This is a genomic window from Nonomuraea sp. SBT364, from assembly GCF_001083785.1.
Classification (GTDB): domain Bacteria; phylum Actinomycetota; class Actinomycetes; order Streptosporangiales; family Streptosporangiaceae; genus Nonomuraea.
Genome location: NZ_LAVL01000198.1, coordinates 1 through 14294, shown reverse-complemented (window position 1 = coordinate 14294; position 14294 = coordinate 1). Strand labels below are relative to the sequence as shown.

At 72.7% G+C, this 14294-nt stretch carries 14 protein-coding genes; 6 read left to right on the top strand and 8 right to left on the bottom strand.

Going from position 1 to position 14294, the window contains the following annotated elements; all coding sequences use genetic code 11:
* The 7 genes from ADY59_RS42065 to ADY59_RS42035 form a co-directional block, all read right to left on the bottom strand.
* On the bottom strand, positions 1–2155 hold a 2155-nt coding region (locus tag ADY59_RS42065), incomplete at its 3' end, for a bifunctional rhamnulose-1-phosphate aldolase/short-chain dehydrogenase (RefSeq protein ID WP_082310817.1).
* Positions 2155–3300 (bottom strand): L-rhamnose isomerase, encoded by a 1146-nt coding sequence (gene rhaI / locus ADY59_RS42060; RefSeq protein WP_049575258.1) that lies wholly within the window; start codon positions 3298–3300, stop codon positions 2155–2157. The genes rhaI and ADY59_RS42065, both read right to left, overlap by 1 nt.
* Before the next feature lie 13 nt (positions 3301–3313).
* Positions 3314–3625 carry an L-rhamnose mutarotase gene (locus ADY59_RS42055; RefSeq protein WP_049575255.1) on the bottom strand — a complete coding sequence of 104 codons (312 nt, stop codon included), beginning with the start codon at positions 3623–3625 and terminating at the stop codon, positions 3314–3316.
* A gap of 18 nt (positions 3626–3643) precedes the next feature.
* A complete protein-coding gene (gene rhaS / locus ADY59_RS42050) occupies positions 3644–4714 on the bottom strand; it encodes a rhamnose ABC transporter substrate-binding protein (RefSeq protein WP_049575252.1) in 1071 nt (356 codons plus the stop codon).
* Complete coding sequence (locus ADY59_RS42045) at positions 4711–5676, bottom strand: ABC transporter permease (RefSeq protein ID WP_049575249.1); 966 nt, start codon at positions 5674–5676, stop codon at positions 4711–4713. The genes rhaS and ADY59_RS42045 overlap by 4 nt, the downstream gene beginning before the upstream one ends.
* Entirely contained in the window at positions 5669–6697 is a 1029-nt protein-coding gene (locus tag ADY59_RS42040) for an ABC transporter permease (protein WP_049575246.1), read from the bottom strand. The genes ADY59_RS42045 and ADY59_RS42040 overlap by 8 nt, the downstream gene beginning before the upstream one ends.
* Positions 6694–8196 carry a sugar ABC transporter ATP-binding protein gene (locus ADY59_RS42035; RefSeq protein ID WP_049575243.1) on the bottom strand — a complete coding sequence of 501 codons (1503 nt, stop codon included), beginning with the start codon at positions 8194–8196 and terminating at the stop codon, positions 6694–6696. Before ADY59_RS42035 ends, ADY59_RS42040 begins: the two co-directional genes overlap by 4 nt.
* A gap of 167 nt (positions 8197–8363) precedes the next feature.
* On the opposite strand from ADY59_RS42035, the gene ADY59_RS42030 reads away from it, so the two are divergent.
* The 6 genes from ADY59_RS42030 to ADY59_RS42005 are packed head-to-tail and all read left to right on the top strand — an operon-like array spanning position 8364 to position 13443.
* Positions 8364–9680, top strand: a complete 1317-nt coding sequence (locus ADY59_RS42030; RefSeq protein ID WP_049575240.1) for a rhamnulokinase — start codon at positions 8364–8366, stop codon at positions 9678–9680.
* Positions 9670–10665 (top strand): LacI family DNA-binding transcriptional regulator, encoded by a 996-nt coding sequence (locus ADY59_RS42025; RefSeq protein WP_442937795.1) that lies wholly within the window; start codon positions 9670–9672, stop codon positions 10663–10665. The genes ADY59_RS42030 and ADY59_RS42025 overlap by 11 nt, the downstream gene beginning before the upstream one ends.
* Before the next feature lie 32 nt (positions 10666–10697).
* Complete coding sequence (locus ADY59_RS42020; protein WP_156326078.1) at positions 10698–11276, top strand: hypothetical protein; 579 nt, start codon at positions 10698–10700, stop codon at positions 11274–11276.
* Positions 11277–11304: 28 nt separating this feature from the next.
* Positions 11305–11910 (top strand): cyclodeaminase/cyclohydrolase family protein, encoded by a 606-nt coding sequence (locus ADY59_RS42015; RefSeq protein WP_049575231.1) that lies wholly within the window; start codon positions 11305–11307, stop codon positions 11908–11910.
* Entirely contained in the window at positions 11907–12746 is an 840-nt protein-coding gene (locus ADY59_RS42010; protein WP_049575228.1) for a bifunctional 5,10-methylenetetrahydrofolate dehydrogenase/5,10-methenyltetrahydrofolate cyclohydrolase, read from the top strand. The genes ADY59_RS42015 and ADY59_RS42010 overlap by 4 nt, the downstream gene beginning before the upstream one ends.
* A gap of 19 nt (positions 12747–12765) precedes the next feature.
* Complete coding sequence (locus ADY59_RS42005; RefSeq protein WP_049575225.1) at positions 12766–13443, top strand: type 1 glutamine amidotransferase; 678 nt, start codon at positions 12766–12768, stop codon at positions 13441–13443.
* 6 nt (positions 13444–13449) lie between these two features.
* Here the strand turns inward: ADY59_RS42005 and ADY59_RS42000 are convergent, their stop codons facing one another.
* Entirely contained in the window at positions 13450–14190 is a 741-nt protein-coding gene (locus ADY59_RS42000) for a sulfite exporter TauE/SafE family protein (protein ID WP_231619154.1), read from the bottom strand.
* Between the last annotated feature and the right edge of the window lie 104 nt (positions 14191–14294).

Sequence of the window (14294 nt, the reverse complement as noted above, 5' to 3'; positions counted from 1 at the left end):
GCAGGAGGGTCGTGCACAGGGTGCCGAGTGCGGTGCGGGGGCCCAGCTTGGGGAGCTCGCCGCGGTTGAGGGTGGCGGTCAGGCGGGGCTGGTCGGGCAGGCGGCCGGCCAGGGGGATGCTCAGGAAGGCGGCGGCCACGCCGGCGTCGACCGGGATGTGCAGGCCGGTGGTGACGCGGAGGTCGCCGGCCGTGAGGGCGAAGACGGCCGCCGCGACGTGCTCCGGCAGCACCTCCTGCTTGAGCAGCGTGCGCTGGGCGTAGAACTCGCCGAGCTTCTCCTCCTCGACCCCGTACACGGCCGCCCGGTTGGCGCCCCAGCCGGAGGCGAAGATGCCCGAGCCTCGGACGACGCCGTCGGGGTTGACGCCGTTGACCCGGATGCCGTGGCCGCCCAGTTCGGCGGCGAGGAGCCGGACCTGGTGCGCCTGGTCGGCCTTGGCGGCGCCGTAGGCGACGTTGTTGGGCCCGGCGAACACCGAGTTCTTGGAGGAGATGTAGACGATGTCGCCGCCCATGCCCTGCTCGATGAGGACGCGGGCGCTCTCCCGGGAGACGAGGAACGAGCCGCGCGCCATCACGTCGTGCTGCAGGTCCCAGTCGTCGAGCGTGGTCTCCAGGAGGGCGCGCGACAGCGACAGCCCGGCGTTGTTGACGATCAGGTCGACGCCGCCGAAGGCGAGCACCGCCTGCCGGATCGCCTCGGTGACCTGCTCTTCCGAGGTCACGTCCACGCCGGCGGCGACGGCGGCGTCCTCGGCGCGGTAGGCGCGGGCGCCCAGCTCGGCGGCGACCTTCTCGGCGGCGGCCAGGTCGCGGTCGGCGACGACGACGCAGGCGCCCTCGGCGGCCAGCCGGCGGGCGGTGGCGGCGCCGATGCCGGACCCGCCGCCGGTGACCAGCGCGACCCGCCCGGCGAGCGGCTTGGGCGCGGGCATCCGGCGCAGCTTGGCCTCTTCCAGCTCCCAGTACTCGATGCGGAACTTCTCCGCCTCGTCGATCGGCTGGTACGACGACAGCGCCTCGGCGCCGCGCATCACGTTGATCGCGTTGACGTAGAACTCGCCGGCGACGCGGGCGGTCTGCTTGTCCTTGCCGAAGCTGAACATGCCGACGCCGGGCACCAGCACGATGGCCGGGTCGGCGCCGCGCATCGGCGGCGAGCCGGGCTGCGCGTGCCGCGCGTAGTAGGCGGCGTAGTCCTCCCGATAGGCGGCGTGCAGTTCGCGCAGCCTGGCCAGGGCGTCCTGCAGCGGCGCGTCCGGCGGCAGGTCGAGGACGAGCGGGGCGACCTTGGTGCGCAGGAAGTGGTCCGGGCAGGAGGTGCCGAGCGCGGCCAGCCTGGGGTGCTCGGCGCGCGACAGGAAGTCGAGGACCTCGGGGCTGTCGGTGTAGTGGCCGACCTGTCGGAGGTCCTGGCCGGCCAGGCCGCGGATCGCGGGGAACAGCTCGGCGGCCCTGCGACGCCTGGCCTCCTCGGGCAGCGGCTCGTGCAGGACCGGGCCGAACGGGTCGGGGCGGCCGTGCTCGGCGATGTGGCGCTCGGCGGTGCGGATGATGTCGAGCGCGTTGGCCTGGCATTCGTCGCTGGTGGCGCCCCAGGCGGTGATGCCGTGGCCGCCGAGCACGCAGCCGATGGCGGCCGGGTTGGCCTCCTTGATGGCGGCGATGTCGAGGCCGAGCTGGAAGCCGGGACGCCGCCACGGCACCCACACCACGCGGTCGCCGAAGATCCGCTCCGTCAGCGCGGGGCCGTCGGCGGCGGTGGCGATGGCGATGCCGGAGTCGGGGTGCAGGTGGTCCACGTGCGCGGCGTCGACCAGGGCGTGCATGGCGGTGTCGATCGACGGGGCCGCGCCGCCCTTGCCGTGCAGGCAGTAGTCGAACGCGGCGACCATCTCGTCCTCGCGCTCGACGCCCGGGTAGACGTCCACGAGGGCGCGCACCCGGTCCAGCCGCAGCACGGCCAGCCCGGCGGCGGTCAGCGTGCCGAGGTCGCCGCCGGACCCCTTGACCCACATGAGCTCGACGTCGCCGCCGGTCACCGGGTCGTTCGCGACGCCCTTGGCCGAGGCGTTGCCGCCGGCGAAGTTGGTGTTGCGCGGATCGGATCCGAGCACGTGCGCTCTGGCGAGCAGTTCCTGTACTGCGTCCATCAGGCTCCCCATCCTGCCTGGTTGCCGCCCACCCGGTCGGCGGCGATCTTCTCGAAGTATCCGGATCCGGCGTAGGCGGCCATCGGGTCGGGCGCCAGCCCCATCTCCTCGCGCAGCTCGGCCAGCAGCGGCCGCACGTCGGTGTTGTAGGCGTCCATGAGCACCGCGTTGGCGCCGAGCACGTCGCCCTCGCGCTGCGCGGCGGCCAGCGCGTCGCGGTCCACGAGCAGCGCCTTGGCGGTGGCCTCCTGGACGTTCATCACCGACCGGATCTGGCCGGGGATCTTCGGCTCGATGTTGTGGCACTGGTCGAGCATGAACGCGGTCCGCTCGGTGTACCCGCCGCCGCCGATCACCTCGAACATGATGCGGAACAGCTGGAACGGGTCTGCGGCGCCCACCATGAGGTCGTCGTCGGCGTAGAAGCGGGAGTTGAAGTCGAACCCGCCGAGCTTCCCCTCGCGCAGCAGGAACGCCACGATGAACTCGATGTTCGTGCCCGGCGCGTGGTGCCCGGTGTCGACGACCACCTCGGCCTTGGGCCCGAGCCGCATGCAGTGCGCGTAGGCGGTGCCCCAGTCGGGCACGTCGGTGACGTAGAAGGCGGGCTCGAACAGCTTGTACTCCAGCAGGAACCGCTGTCCTTCGCCGAGCCGCTCGTACACGGCGGACAGCGCCTCGGCGAGCCGGTCCTGCCGGGCCCGGATGTCGTCCTGGCCCGGGTAGTTGGTCCCGTCGGAGAACCACAGCTTCAGCGTGTCCGACCCGGTCTCGTCCATGATGTCCACGCACTCCAGCAGGTGCGCCAGCGCCTTGGCGCGCACCGCCGGGTCGGGGTGGGTGACGCTGCCCAGCTTGTAGTCGTCGTCCTGGAACACGTTGGAGTTGATCGCGCCGATCCCCACCCCCAGCTCGGCCGCGTGCCGGGCCAGGTCCGCGTAGGAGCTGACCTTGTCCCACGGGATGTGCAGCGCCACCGTCGGCGCCACGCCGGTGAAGCGGTGCACCTGCGCCGCGTCCGCGATCTTCTCGTACGGGTCACGCGGCACGCCCTGTTGCGCGAACACCTTGAACCGGGTCCCGGAGTTCCCGTAGGCCCACGACGGCGTCTCTATCCGCTGCTTCCGCAGCAGGTCTTTGATCATTTATTTCCCCGAATCAATCCAGATGGAAAACTTCGCCGAGCCTGAGCAGCCCTTCGTCGGGCCGCCCGGCCTCGAAGAACGGCGCCATGTCGCGCTGCCACCGGGTGTTCACCTCGGTCGCGGACATGGCGCGCTGCGCGGCCTCGAAGTCGTCGGTCTCCAGGTAGCCGACGAGCAGCCCGTCGTCACGCAGGAAGAGCGAGTAGTTACGCCACCCGGCCTTCCGCAGCGCGTCGAGCATGTCGGGCCACACCTCCCGGTGCCGTTCCCGGTACTCGTCCAGGCGGTCGGGCCGTACGTTCAGCAGGAAACACACCCGCTCCACGCATGATCTCCTCTCTGGTCAGAAGTCGAACTCGTCGATGTTGGTCTTGTCGAACGTGAACGGCGGGCCGAGGATGATCTCGCCGTCGGCGCCGATGGTGCGCTCGCCCAGCTTGCCCGCCTTGAACGTCTCGCCCTCGGCGCCGGTGATCTGGCCCGACACCAGGGCGGCGGCCGCGTAGGAGGCCAGGTAGCCGAGGTCCTTGGGGTTCCACAGGGCGAACTTCTCCACGGTGCTGTCCTTGACGAACTGCCGCATCTGGTTCGGCGTGCCGAGGCCGGTGAGCACGACCTCGCCCTTGTACTTGGAGCCGGAGATGTAGCGGGCGGCCGCCGAGACGCCGACGGTGGTGGGCGAGATGATGCCCTTCAGGTCCGGGTAGGCCTGCAGCAGGCCCTGCGTCTCGGTGAACGACTTCTGGTCGTCGTCGTCCCCGTAGGCGACCTTGACCAGCTTCATGTCCTTGTACTCGGGCTTGGTGAGCTCGTCCTTCATGAACTCGATCCAGGTGTTCTGGTTCGTGGCGTTGGCCGTGGCCGACAGGATGGCGATCTCGCCCTTGTGGCCGACCATCTCGGCCAGGAGCTGGACCTGGCTGCGGCCGACCTCCTCGGAGCTGGCCTGGTTGATGAAGATGTCGCGGCACTCGGGGGCGGCGTCGGAGTCGTACGAGACGATCTTGATGCCCTTGGCGCGGGCCTGCTGGAGGGGGCCGCAGACGGCGTTGGCGTCGTTGGCGGCGATGAGGATGGCGTCGTGGCCCTGCTGGGTGAGGGTGTTGATGTAGGAGATCTGCGAGGAGGCCGAGGCGTCGGAGGGGCCGACCTCCTTGGCCTCGCCCTGGAACTCCTGCGCCGCCTCGATGCCCGCCTTGTCGACGATGGTCTCGTACGGGTTGTTGATCTGCTTGGGGAGGAACGCGAGTTTGATCCCGGGCTTGAGGGGCGCGTTCGGGTCCGCCTTCGCGGCGGCCGAGGAGGCGGGGGCCTGCGGGGTGGCGGAGGTGACGTCGGACTTGGTGGTGCCGCCGCAGGCGGTCACGCCGAGGGCGAGCAGCGCCGTCAGGGCGGCGAGGCGCATCGATCTCATGACGATCCTTTCAGTACCGGCCGGCGAGATCTGACGAGGGCGAGCAGGCGGGGGGTGAGCACCGAGACGATGAGCAGCAGCCCGGTGACGACCGACTGGATCTCGGTCGACACGTCGTTGAGCATGAGCAGGTTGCGCAGCAGGCCGATGAGCAGCACACCGGCGATGACGCCGCCGAGCGTGCCCTTGCCGCCGTCGAAGTCGACGCCGCCGAGCAGCACGGCGGCGATGACGGCGAGCTCGATGCCCAGGCCGTTGTCGGCGCGGGCCGAGCCGTAGCGCAGGGTGAAGACCACCCCGGCGAACGCGGCGACCGTGCCGGACAGGACGAACAGGAGCAGCTTGATCCGCTTGACCCGGATCCCGGCGAAGAACGCGGCCTGCTCCTGCGCGCCGATCGCGTACAGGGACCGGCCGAAGCCGGTGGCGTGCAGGGCCACGCCGGTGATCACGGCGAGCAGGACGAACAGCGCGACCGGGTACGGGACGAACGTGCCGGGCACGTCGTCCACGGCGAGCGCCGTGTACTGCGGCGGGAACTGGGCCACGGCCTTGTCCCCGAGCACGACGTACGCCAGCCCCCGGTAGAGGGCGAGCGTGCCGATCGTCACCGCCAGCGACGGCAGCCCGAGGCGGGTCACCAGCAGCCCGTTGACCAGCCCGCACGCGGCTCCCACGAGGACGACCAGCGGGACGATCGTCTCGATCGCCAGACCGGCGTCCCACAGTGCGCCGACCAGGGCGCTGGACAGGCCGAGCACGGACGCGACCGACAGGTCCACCTCGGCGGCCACCACGAGCAGCGTCATGGCCAGCGCGATGAGCGCGATCTCGCCGAGGTCGCCGAGCGCGAACGACAGGTTGGACACGGTCGCGAACCCCGGCGTCGCCAGCGAGCCGCCGGCGAACACGGCGACCAGCAGGGCCCCGACCAGCACGTCCCAGCGCAGCACCCTACCCATGGCGGCTCCTCCTCCTGAGCAGCCGGGCGACCCGCAGGGCCAGTACCCGGTCGACGCTGATCGCGAGCAGGAGCAGCGCGCCGGTGATGGCCTGCTGCCAGAACGGGTTGACGCGCAGCACGACGAGCGCGCTGCCGATGGTGGTCAGCAGCAGCGCGCCGAGCGCGGCTCCGTACACGCTGCCGACGCCGCCGGTGATGGCGACGCCGCCGACCACGACGGCGCTGATGACCAGCAGTTCCCAGCCGTTGGCCGAGTCGGCGATGACGGTGCCGAACCTGGCCAGCCACAGCACCCCGGCGAGCCCGGCCAGGCAGCCGCTGACCAGGTACGCCACCAGGACGCGCCGCCGTACCGGCACACCGGCCAGCCGGGCGGCCTCGGGGCTGGAGCCGATCGCGTAGAACTCCCGGCCGCTGGGGTAGGCGCGCAGGTAGTAGCCGATGGCCAGCATGAACGCGAGCGTGATGAGCGGCAGGTAGGGCACGCCGAGCACGGCGCCGTTGCCCAGCGCGAGCAGGCCGGGCGGCAGGTCGGCGGCGTTGATCTGGCGGCCGTGCGCGATGTAGTGGCAGACGCCCTGGATGACGTAGAGCGTGCCGAGCGTCACCACCAGGGCGGGCACCCGGCACAGGCTCACCAGCAGCCCGTTGAGCAGCCCGCACGCGGCGCCGACGGCCACACCCAGGGCCACGCCGGGCACGACGCCCCAGCCGCTCGCCAGCATGTCGCCGGTGACGAACGCGACCAGCCCCACCACCGAGCCGACCGACAGGTCGAGGTTGCGGGTGATCACCACCATCGACTGGCCGACGGCCAGCAGCGCCAGGATGGCGGTGTTGAGCAGGATGTCCTCGATACCCTGCCCGGAGAGGAAGTTCGGGTTCGCGGCCGCGGTGACGCCGACGAGCGCGGCCAGCGCGATGACCAGGCTCAGCTCGCGGGCCCTGAACACCAGGTCGACCAGGCCGCGCGCGCTTCGGGTCCGGGGCAGTGCGGCCGTGTTCGCGCCGCCGGTCATGCCGCCCTCCCGGTGCCGGTCGCGGCGGCCATGACGCTCTCCTCGGTGGCCTCGGCACGCGGGATCTCGGCGGTCAACCGGCCCTCGTGCATGACCAGCACCCGGTCGGCCATGCCGAGCACCTCCGGCAGGTCCGAGGAGATCATCAGCACCGCGATGCCCTGCCCGGCCAGCTCCGACAGCAGCCGGTGCACCTCGGCCTTGGTGCCCACGTCGATGCCGCGCGTCGGCTCGTCCACGATGAGCACCGACGGCCCGGTGGCCAGCCACTTGGCCAGCACCACCTTCTGCTGGTTGCCGCCGGACAGCACGCCCACGCCGTCGGCGAGCCTGCCGTACTTCAGCCGCAGCCGCAGCGCCCAGTCCCTGGCCCGGTCGCGCTCGGCGGCCCGCGAGACCGTCAGGCCGCGGCGCAGCGAGCGCAGGCCGGTCAGGCCGATGTTGCGCTCGATGGACAGCTCCATGACCAGGCCCTGCTGGCGCCGGTCCTCCGGGACCAGGGCCAGGCCGGCGCCCATGGCGGCGGTGGGGCTGCCTGCGGGCAGCGGGCGCCCGGCCACGGTGACCGTGCCGGCGTCCCACCGGTCGATGCCGAACACCGCCCGCGCCACCTCGCTCCGCCCGGCCCCGACGAGCCCGGCCAGGGCGACGATCTCGCCGCGCCGTACCTGGAAGGAGACGTCGGTGAAGACGCCCTCGCGGGTCAGCCGGTCCACCCGCAGCGCCACCTCGCCCGGCCGCGTGTCCTGTTTGGGGTAGAGGGCGCCGAGGTCGCGGCCGACCATGCGGCGGATCAGGTCGTCGTGGGTGAGGCCGGAGACGGGCTCGGTGGCGACCAGGGCGCCGTCGCGCAGCGTCGTGACCCGCCGGCACAGGGCGAAGATCTCGTCGAGCCGGTGGGAGATGAACAGGATGGCGCACCCGTCCTCGCGCAGCGCCTCCACCACCGAGAACAGCCGGGCGACCTCGTTGCCGGACAGCGCGGCCGTGGGCTCGTCCATGACGAGCACCCGGGCGTCGCGGGAGATGGCCTTGGCGATCTCGACGAGCTGCTGGTCGGCGATGGACAGGCCGCGCGCGGGCTGCTCGGGGTCGAGCGTGACGCCGAGCCGCGCGAACAGCTCGCCGGCCCGCGCCCGCATGGCCCCGCGGTCGATGCGTCCCAGGGTGGCGCGGGGCTGGCGGCCCATGAAGATGTTCTCCGCGACGGACAGGTCGGGGAAGAGCGTGGGCTCCTGGTAGATCACCGCGACGCCGGCCCGCTGGGCGTCGGCGGGCGAGGCGAAGGTGACCGGCTCGCCGCCGCGCAGCACCTGCCCGCTGTCCGGCCGGTGCACCCCGGCCAGGGTCTTGACCAGGGTGGACTTGCCCGCGCCGTTCTCGCCCGCGAGCGCGTGGGTCTGTCCGGCGAACAGCTCCAGCGAGACCTCGCGCAGCGCCCTGACCGCCCCGAACGACTTGCTGACGTTCGCGAGCGCGAGTGCGGGGGGATCACTCATGCGTCCTCCGGACGACAAACGTTTTAACGGGACGCTTCCGGAATCTAGGTGCTGTCCTTCCCTTCGTCAATGCCTCCAGGAGCACTCTGGCGCAGATGTGATTGTTACGTTTTAATCGTGGCGTGCGATTCACGGCTGTTGATCTGGGTGCGTCCAGCGGACGGGTGATGCGGGCCGACGTGTCGGCCGGGCGGATAGAGCTGGCGGAGGTGCACCGCTTCCCCAACCGGCCGGTACGGGTGTCCGGGACCCTGCACTGGGACATCCTCGGCCTCTACCGGGGGGTGCTCGACGGGCTGCGGGCGGCGGGGCCCGCCGAGTCCCTGGGCATCGACTCCTGGGCGGTCGACTACGGGCTGCTCGACCCCGCCGGGCGGCTGATCGGCAACCCGGTGCACTACCGCGACGGGCGCACCGCGGACGTCACCGAGCGGGTGGACCCGTACGGGGTGACGGGGTTGCAGTTCCTGCCCTTCAACACCGTCAACCAGCTCCTGCGCGAGCGGCTGGACGGGGCCGCCACGATGCTGATGATCCCGGACCTGCTCGGCTACTGGCTGACGGGGGCGATCGGGGCCGAGCGCACGAACGCCTCCACGACCGGCCTGTACGACGTGACGCGGCGGGAGTGGGCCTGGGACCTGATCGCCGGGCTGGGGCTGCCCCGCCGGATCTTCCCCGAGATCTCGCAGGAGGGCGCGTCACTGCTGGACGACGTGGCCGAGGAGGTCGGCTACGCGACCCGCGTCGTCAAGGTCGCCTCGCACGACACCGCCTCCGCCGTGGTGGCCGTGCCCGCCGAGACCTCCCGGTTCGCCTACATCTCCTGCGGCACCTGGTCGCTGGTGGGCGTGGAGCTGCCCGCGCCGGTGCTCACCGAGGAGAGCCGGCTGGCGAACTTCACCAACGAGGCGGGCGTCGACGGCACCACCCGCTACCTGCGCAACGTCATGGGACTGTGGATCTTGCAGGAGTGCCTGCGCGTGTGGGGGAACCCGCCGCTGGAGCCGCTGCTCGCCGAGGCCGCGCGCGCCCGCACCGAGGCGGTCGTCGACCCGGACGACGCGGCGTTCCTGCCGCCCGGCGACATGCCCGCGCGCATCGCCGACCACTGCGCGCGGACGGGGCAGCGCGCGCCGGAGGGACGGGCGCAGGTCGTACGATGCATCCTGCGGAGCCTCGCCCTCGCCTACCGGCGGGCGATCGACGACGCGGTGCGGCTCAGCGGCCGGCCCGTCGAGGTCGTGCACCTGGTGGGCGGCGGCTCGCTCAACGAGCTGCTGTGCCGGCTGACGGCCGACGCGACCGGGCTGCCGGTCGTCGCCGGGCCCGTCGAGGCGGCCGCGCTGGGCAACGCGCTGATGCAGGCCCGGGCGCGCGGCCTGGTCGGCGACCTGGCCGAGATGCGTGACCTGGTACGGCGCAGCGCGGGCGTGCGCACCTACGAGCCACACGGGGGCGGAATTGACCACGGTGAGTATTAAGGACGTGGCGGCCCTGGCCGGCGTGTCCCCCGGCACGGTGTCCAACGTGCTCAACCGGCCCGAGAAGGTGGCGGGCTCGACCCGCGACCGGGTGGAGACGGCGATCAGGCAGCTCGGCTTCGTCCGCCACGGTTCGGCCTCCACGCTGCGCGCCGGCCACAGCCGCACGGTCGGCCTGTCGGTGATCGACATCGGCAACCCGTTCTTCACCGACGTGGCCGCCGGGGTGGAGGACCTGGCCAGCGAGCGGGGGTACGCGGTCATCCTGGGCAACTCCTCGGGCAGCCGGGCCAAGGAGGAGCGCAACCTGCTGGTCTTCGCCGAGCAGCGGGTGCGCGGGGTGCTCATCACGCCCTCGGACGAGGACCCGGTCCGGCTCGACCTGCTGCGCGAGCGGGGCATCGCGGTGGTGCTGGTCGACCATCCGGCCGAGCGGCCCGACCAGTGCGCGGTCGCCGTCAACGACGTCACCGGGGGCTACATGGCGGTCGAGCACCTGCTGTCGGGCGGGGCCGGCCGGATCGCGTACGTGTCCGGGCCGGCCTCGATCCGGCAGTGCCAGGACCGGCGGCGGGGGGCCGGGCGGGCACTCGCGGCGGCCGGGCGCGACCCGCTGGAGCTGAGGGAGCTGGCCATGCCGGCGATGACCGCGGCAGCGGGCCAGCAGGCGGCGGCGACGCTGCTCGCCGGCGACGCCCTGCCCGACGCGCTGTTCTGCGCCAACGACCTGCTGGCGCTCGGCGTGCTGCGCGGGCTGCTGCAGGCGGGGGTGCGGGTGCCCGGTGACGTGTCGCTGATCGGCTATGACGACATCGACTTCGCCTCGGCGTCCACGGTGTCGCTGAGCTCGATCCGGCAGCCCACCTACCAGCTCGGGCGGGCGGCGACCGAGCTGCTGCTGGACGAGTGCGACAACCCGGCCACGCACGCCCACCAGCAGGTGATGTTCCAGCCTGACCTCGTCGTGCGGGAGTCCACGCGGTAGCTTGGGGCGTAAGCGGAGCAACGGGGTAAAACATGTCAAATGGTGTTCGTCATGGGCTGGGGATCGTCGCAGGACTGCTCCTGCCGCCGCTGATCGCGCTGGGGCTGATGTACGGGGTCTCGCACCTCTCGCTGACGATGGCGCAGCGGTTCGAGCTGTCCTACCTGGGGCTCGGGCTGATCGTGCTCTGCGCCGCCGGGCTGGCGTTCCTGGTTGGTTCCCGGCTGTCGCCCGTCGCCTCGCTCATGGGCGGGCTGCTGTACGTGGTGCTGGGCATCCTCCCGATACTGTCGCTGTTCGGCATGAGCTTGCGGCCGGAGGCCCTGCTGCCGGGCATGCTGCGGACCGGCTACATGGGGCTGGCGCTCCAGGGCGTCCTGCTGATGCTGGGCGTGATGATGCTGGTCGCCTCGGCGTTCCCGTCCCGCTGGCGGGGCAGGGTCAGGGCCGACGCCCCCGGCTACCCCGGTTATGGGCCCGCGTCCTATCCGGGGGCCGCCGAGCAGGGGCCGCACCAGGGGCAGCCGTACGGGCGCGACCCGTACTCGCCCGAACCGTTCGGCGGTGAGTCGCGGCCGGAGGACACCACACGGCCGATGCACCGCGAGTGAGCCGGGCGCGGGCTGGCAGAATGCCGCCATGCGCGACTCCACGATCAACGGCTTCCTGTCCACGCTGGCCGACCGGGTGCCCGCCCCGGGCGGCGGCGCCACCGCCGCGTTGCACACGGCGCAGGCCGCAGCGCTGCTCGGCATGGTCGCCCGCTACACCACCGGCGAGAAGTACGCCGAGCACGCCCCGACCGTCGAGGTGGTGATCGCGGAGACCGACGCGCTGCGGGAGAGCTCGCTGGAGCTGGCCGAGGCCGACGCGGCGGCGTTCACCGCCGTCACCGACGCCTACCGGCTGCCCAAGGGCGGGGAACGCACCGCCGCCATCGCCCGGGCCCTCGCCGGAGCCGCCGAGCCGCCCGCCCGGGTCGCCCAGACGGCCGAGCACCTGCTGGAGCTCTGCGAGGTGCTGCTGCGGATCGGCAACCGCAACCTGCTCACCGACGTGGCGGCCGCCGCCGAGGCCGCCCGCGCCGCGCTCGCCACGTCCCGGGTGAACGTCGAGGTCAACCTGGCAGGGCTGGCCGATTCGCCGGACCGCGACCGGTTGCGCGACCGGATCGCGTTCGTGGACGAGGCCCTGGCCAGGGCCGACGCCGTCACGAGCGCCGTACTCAAGGAGATCAGGGCATGACCACGGACGTGCGCAAGCTGACGGGCAAGGAGCTGGCGGCGGCCATCAGGGCGCAGACGGCGGCGGAGGTCGCCGCCGGGCCGCAGCCGAGGCTGGCCGTCGTCGTGGCCACCGGCGACGAGGCGAGCCTGTGGTACGTGCGGTCCATCGCCAAGGCCGCCGAGGGCGTGGGCATCGCCGCCGACGTGGTGGACCTCGGCCCGCGGGCGCGGCCGGAGCAGATCCGCGAGACGCTGGCCCGGCTCAGCGGTGACCAGGGCGTGCACGGCGTGATGCTGCAGACGCCGCTGCCCGAGGGCGCCGGTGCGCAGGAGCTGGCCTCGGCGATCGACCCGCGCAAGGACGTCGACGGCGCCAACCCGCTGTCGCTGGGCCGGCTGGCCGCGGGGCTGCCCGCGTTCGTGCCGGCGACGGCCGCGGCCGTGATGGCGCTGCTCGACCACTACGGGGTCGAACTGGCGGGCCGGCGGGCCGTGGTGGTGGGACGCTCGACCGTGGTCGGCAAGCCGCTGGCGCACCTGCTGCTCGACCGGCACGCCACGGTCACCGTCTGCCACTCGCGCACCCGCGGCCTGGCGTCCGTCACCGCCACGGGCGAGATCCTGGTGGCCGCCGCGGGCCGGGCCGGGCTGATCGGCGCCGATCACGTCGCCCCCGGCGCGGTGGTGATCGACGTCGGCACCAATCCCACCGACGACGGCGGCCTCACCGGCGACGTCGACTTCGACGCGGTCGCCGAGCGGGCCTCGGCCCTCACGCCGGTCCCCGGCGGCGTCGGCCCCGTCACCACCGCCCTCCTCCTGCGCCACACGGCCCGGGCGGCGAACCTCCCGTGAACTGTGGAAAGGCTCTTTCATGCGTGACGTCCTGATCATCCAGAACAGCAGGAGCGGCGGCCCCGGCCGGTTCGGCGGCTGGCTGGAGGAGGCCGGGCTGCGGCTGGACGTGGTGCGCGCCCACGACGGCGCCCCGGTGCCCGGCAGGCTCGCCCACGACGCCATGATCATGCTGGGCGGCGGCTACCTGCCCGGCGAGGACGACCGGGCTCCCTGGCTGGCTCCCACCCGGCAGCTGGTGGCCGAGGCGCTCGATCGCGGGGTCCCGCTGTTCGGCATCTGCCTGGGCGGCCAGATGATCGCCGAAGTGGCCGGCGGCGAGGTGACCGGCGACACGGGCGCCCCCGAGAACGGCAGCATCCCCCTCACGATCAGGCCCGAGGCCGCCGCCGACGCCCTCTTCCACGACCTGCCGCCGGTGGTGCCCGCCATCGAGCACCACAAGGACGCGATCACCGCGCTGCCGCCCGGCGCGGTGTGGCTCGCGGAGACCGAACGCTGCCCCTACCAGGCGTTCCGCGTGGGCGAGCAGGCGTGGGGCGTCCAGTTCCACCCCGAGGTGGTGCCGGAGCGCATCCGCGAGTGGGAAGCCGACGGCTTCGACCCGGACGAGGTCCACGCCCGCGCCGTCGCCGACGAGCCGGTCTCCACGCCGATCTGGCGCGAGGTGGCCACCCGCTTCGCCAAGCTCGTCTGACGGCGCTCAGCTCGTGTACGCGTCGTAGCCGAGCTTGACGGCGACGGCCAGGCCGCAGGCGGCGGCGAGGTAGCGCAGGCTGTGGCCCGGCAGGCGGCGGGCGATCTTGGGGCCGAGCCAGCCGCCGGCCAGGAAGCCCAGGGCCAGCGGCAGCGCCGCACCCCAGTCGACCGGCCCGAACAGCGCGAACCCGGCCGCCGCCACCGCGTTGGCCAGCCCGGACAGCACGTTCTTCAGCGCGTTGAGCTTGGCCGGGGTGCCCTCCAGCATCGACGACAGCACCGCGAACATGAGGAGGCCGCCCGCCGCCCCGAAGTAGCCGACGTAGATCGCCACGGCGAACAGCGCGCACCGCGTGAGCAGCCCGTGCTCGCTGTGCCGCACCCCTCTCGGCGGGCGGACCAGCAGCAGCGAGGCCAGCCCGATCAGCCACGGGGCGATCTGCTCGAACGTCTGCGAGGGCGTCACGAGCAGCAGGTACGCGCCCGTGGCCCCGCCGAGCGCGGTCAGCCAGCCCAGCCTGAGCACCCGGGGCGCCTGCCCCGCCAGCTCCGGCCGGGAGCCGAGGGCCGCGCCGAGTCCGGTGAACAGCAGCGCGACGGTGTTGGTGACGTTCGCGGTCAGCGGGGGCAGGCCGAACGCCAGCAGCGCCGGATAGGACACGATCGAGGCGAGACTCACCACGGTGCTGACCACGCCGGCCGCCAGCCCGACTCCGAGCAATCCGAGAATTTCGCCGACGATCACGGAGACATGCTAGAGATTGTCCGTTTTGTCCGACTAACCGGGTCGCCGCCCGCGCGCCGCCCTCCCCAGCGCGGCGCGTCCCTCGTCCCGCCGCACCCAGGATC

Coding starts and splice junctions, on each gene's coding strand:
- ADY59_RS42035 (WP_049575243.1), bottom strand. CDS start 8,196: ATGAGTGATCCCCCCGCACTCGCGCTCGCGAACGTCAGCAAGTCGTTC.
- ADY59_RS42010 (WP_049575228.1), top strand. CDS start 11,907: ATGACCACGGACGTGCGCAAGCTGACGGGCAAGGAGCTGGCGGCGGCC.
- ADY59_RS42030 (WP_049575240.1), top strand. CDS start 8,364: ATGCGGGCCGACGTGTCGGCCGGGCGGATAGAGCTGGCGGAGGTGCAC.
- ADY59_RS42040 (WP_049575246.1), bottom strand. CDS start 6,697: ATGACCGGCGGCGCGAACACGGCCGCACTGCCCCGGACCCGAAGCGCG.
- rhaS (WP_049575252.1), bottom strand. CDS start 4,714: ATGAGATCGATGCGCCTCGCCGCCCTGACGGCGCTGCTCGCCCTCGGC.
- ADY59_RS42045 (WP_049575249.1), bottom strand. CDS start 5,676: ATGGGTAGGGTGCTGCGCTGGGACGTGCTGGTCGGGGCCCTGCTGGTC.
- ADY59_RS42015 (WP_049575231.1), top strand. CDS start 11,305: ATGCGCGACTCCACGATCAACGGCTTCCTGTCCACGCTGGCCGACCGG.
- ADY59_RS42005 (WP_049575225.1), top strand. CDS start 12,766: ATGCGTGACGTCCTGATCATCCAGAACAGCAGGAGCGGCGGCCCCGGC.
- rhaI (WP_049575258.1), bottom strand. CDS start 3,300: ATGATCAAAGACCTGCTGCGGAAGCAGCGGATAGAGACGCCGTCGTGG.
- ADY59_RS42020 (WP_156326078.1), top strand. CDS start 10,698: ATGTCAAATGGTGTTCGTCATGGGCTGGGGATCGTCGCAGGACTGCTC.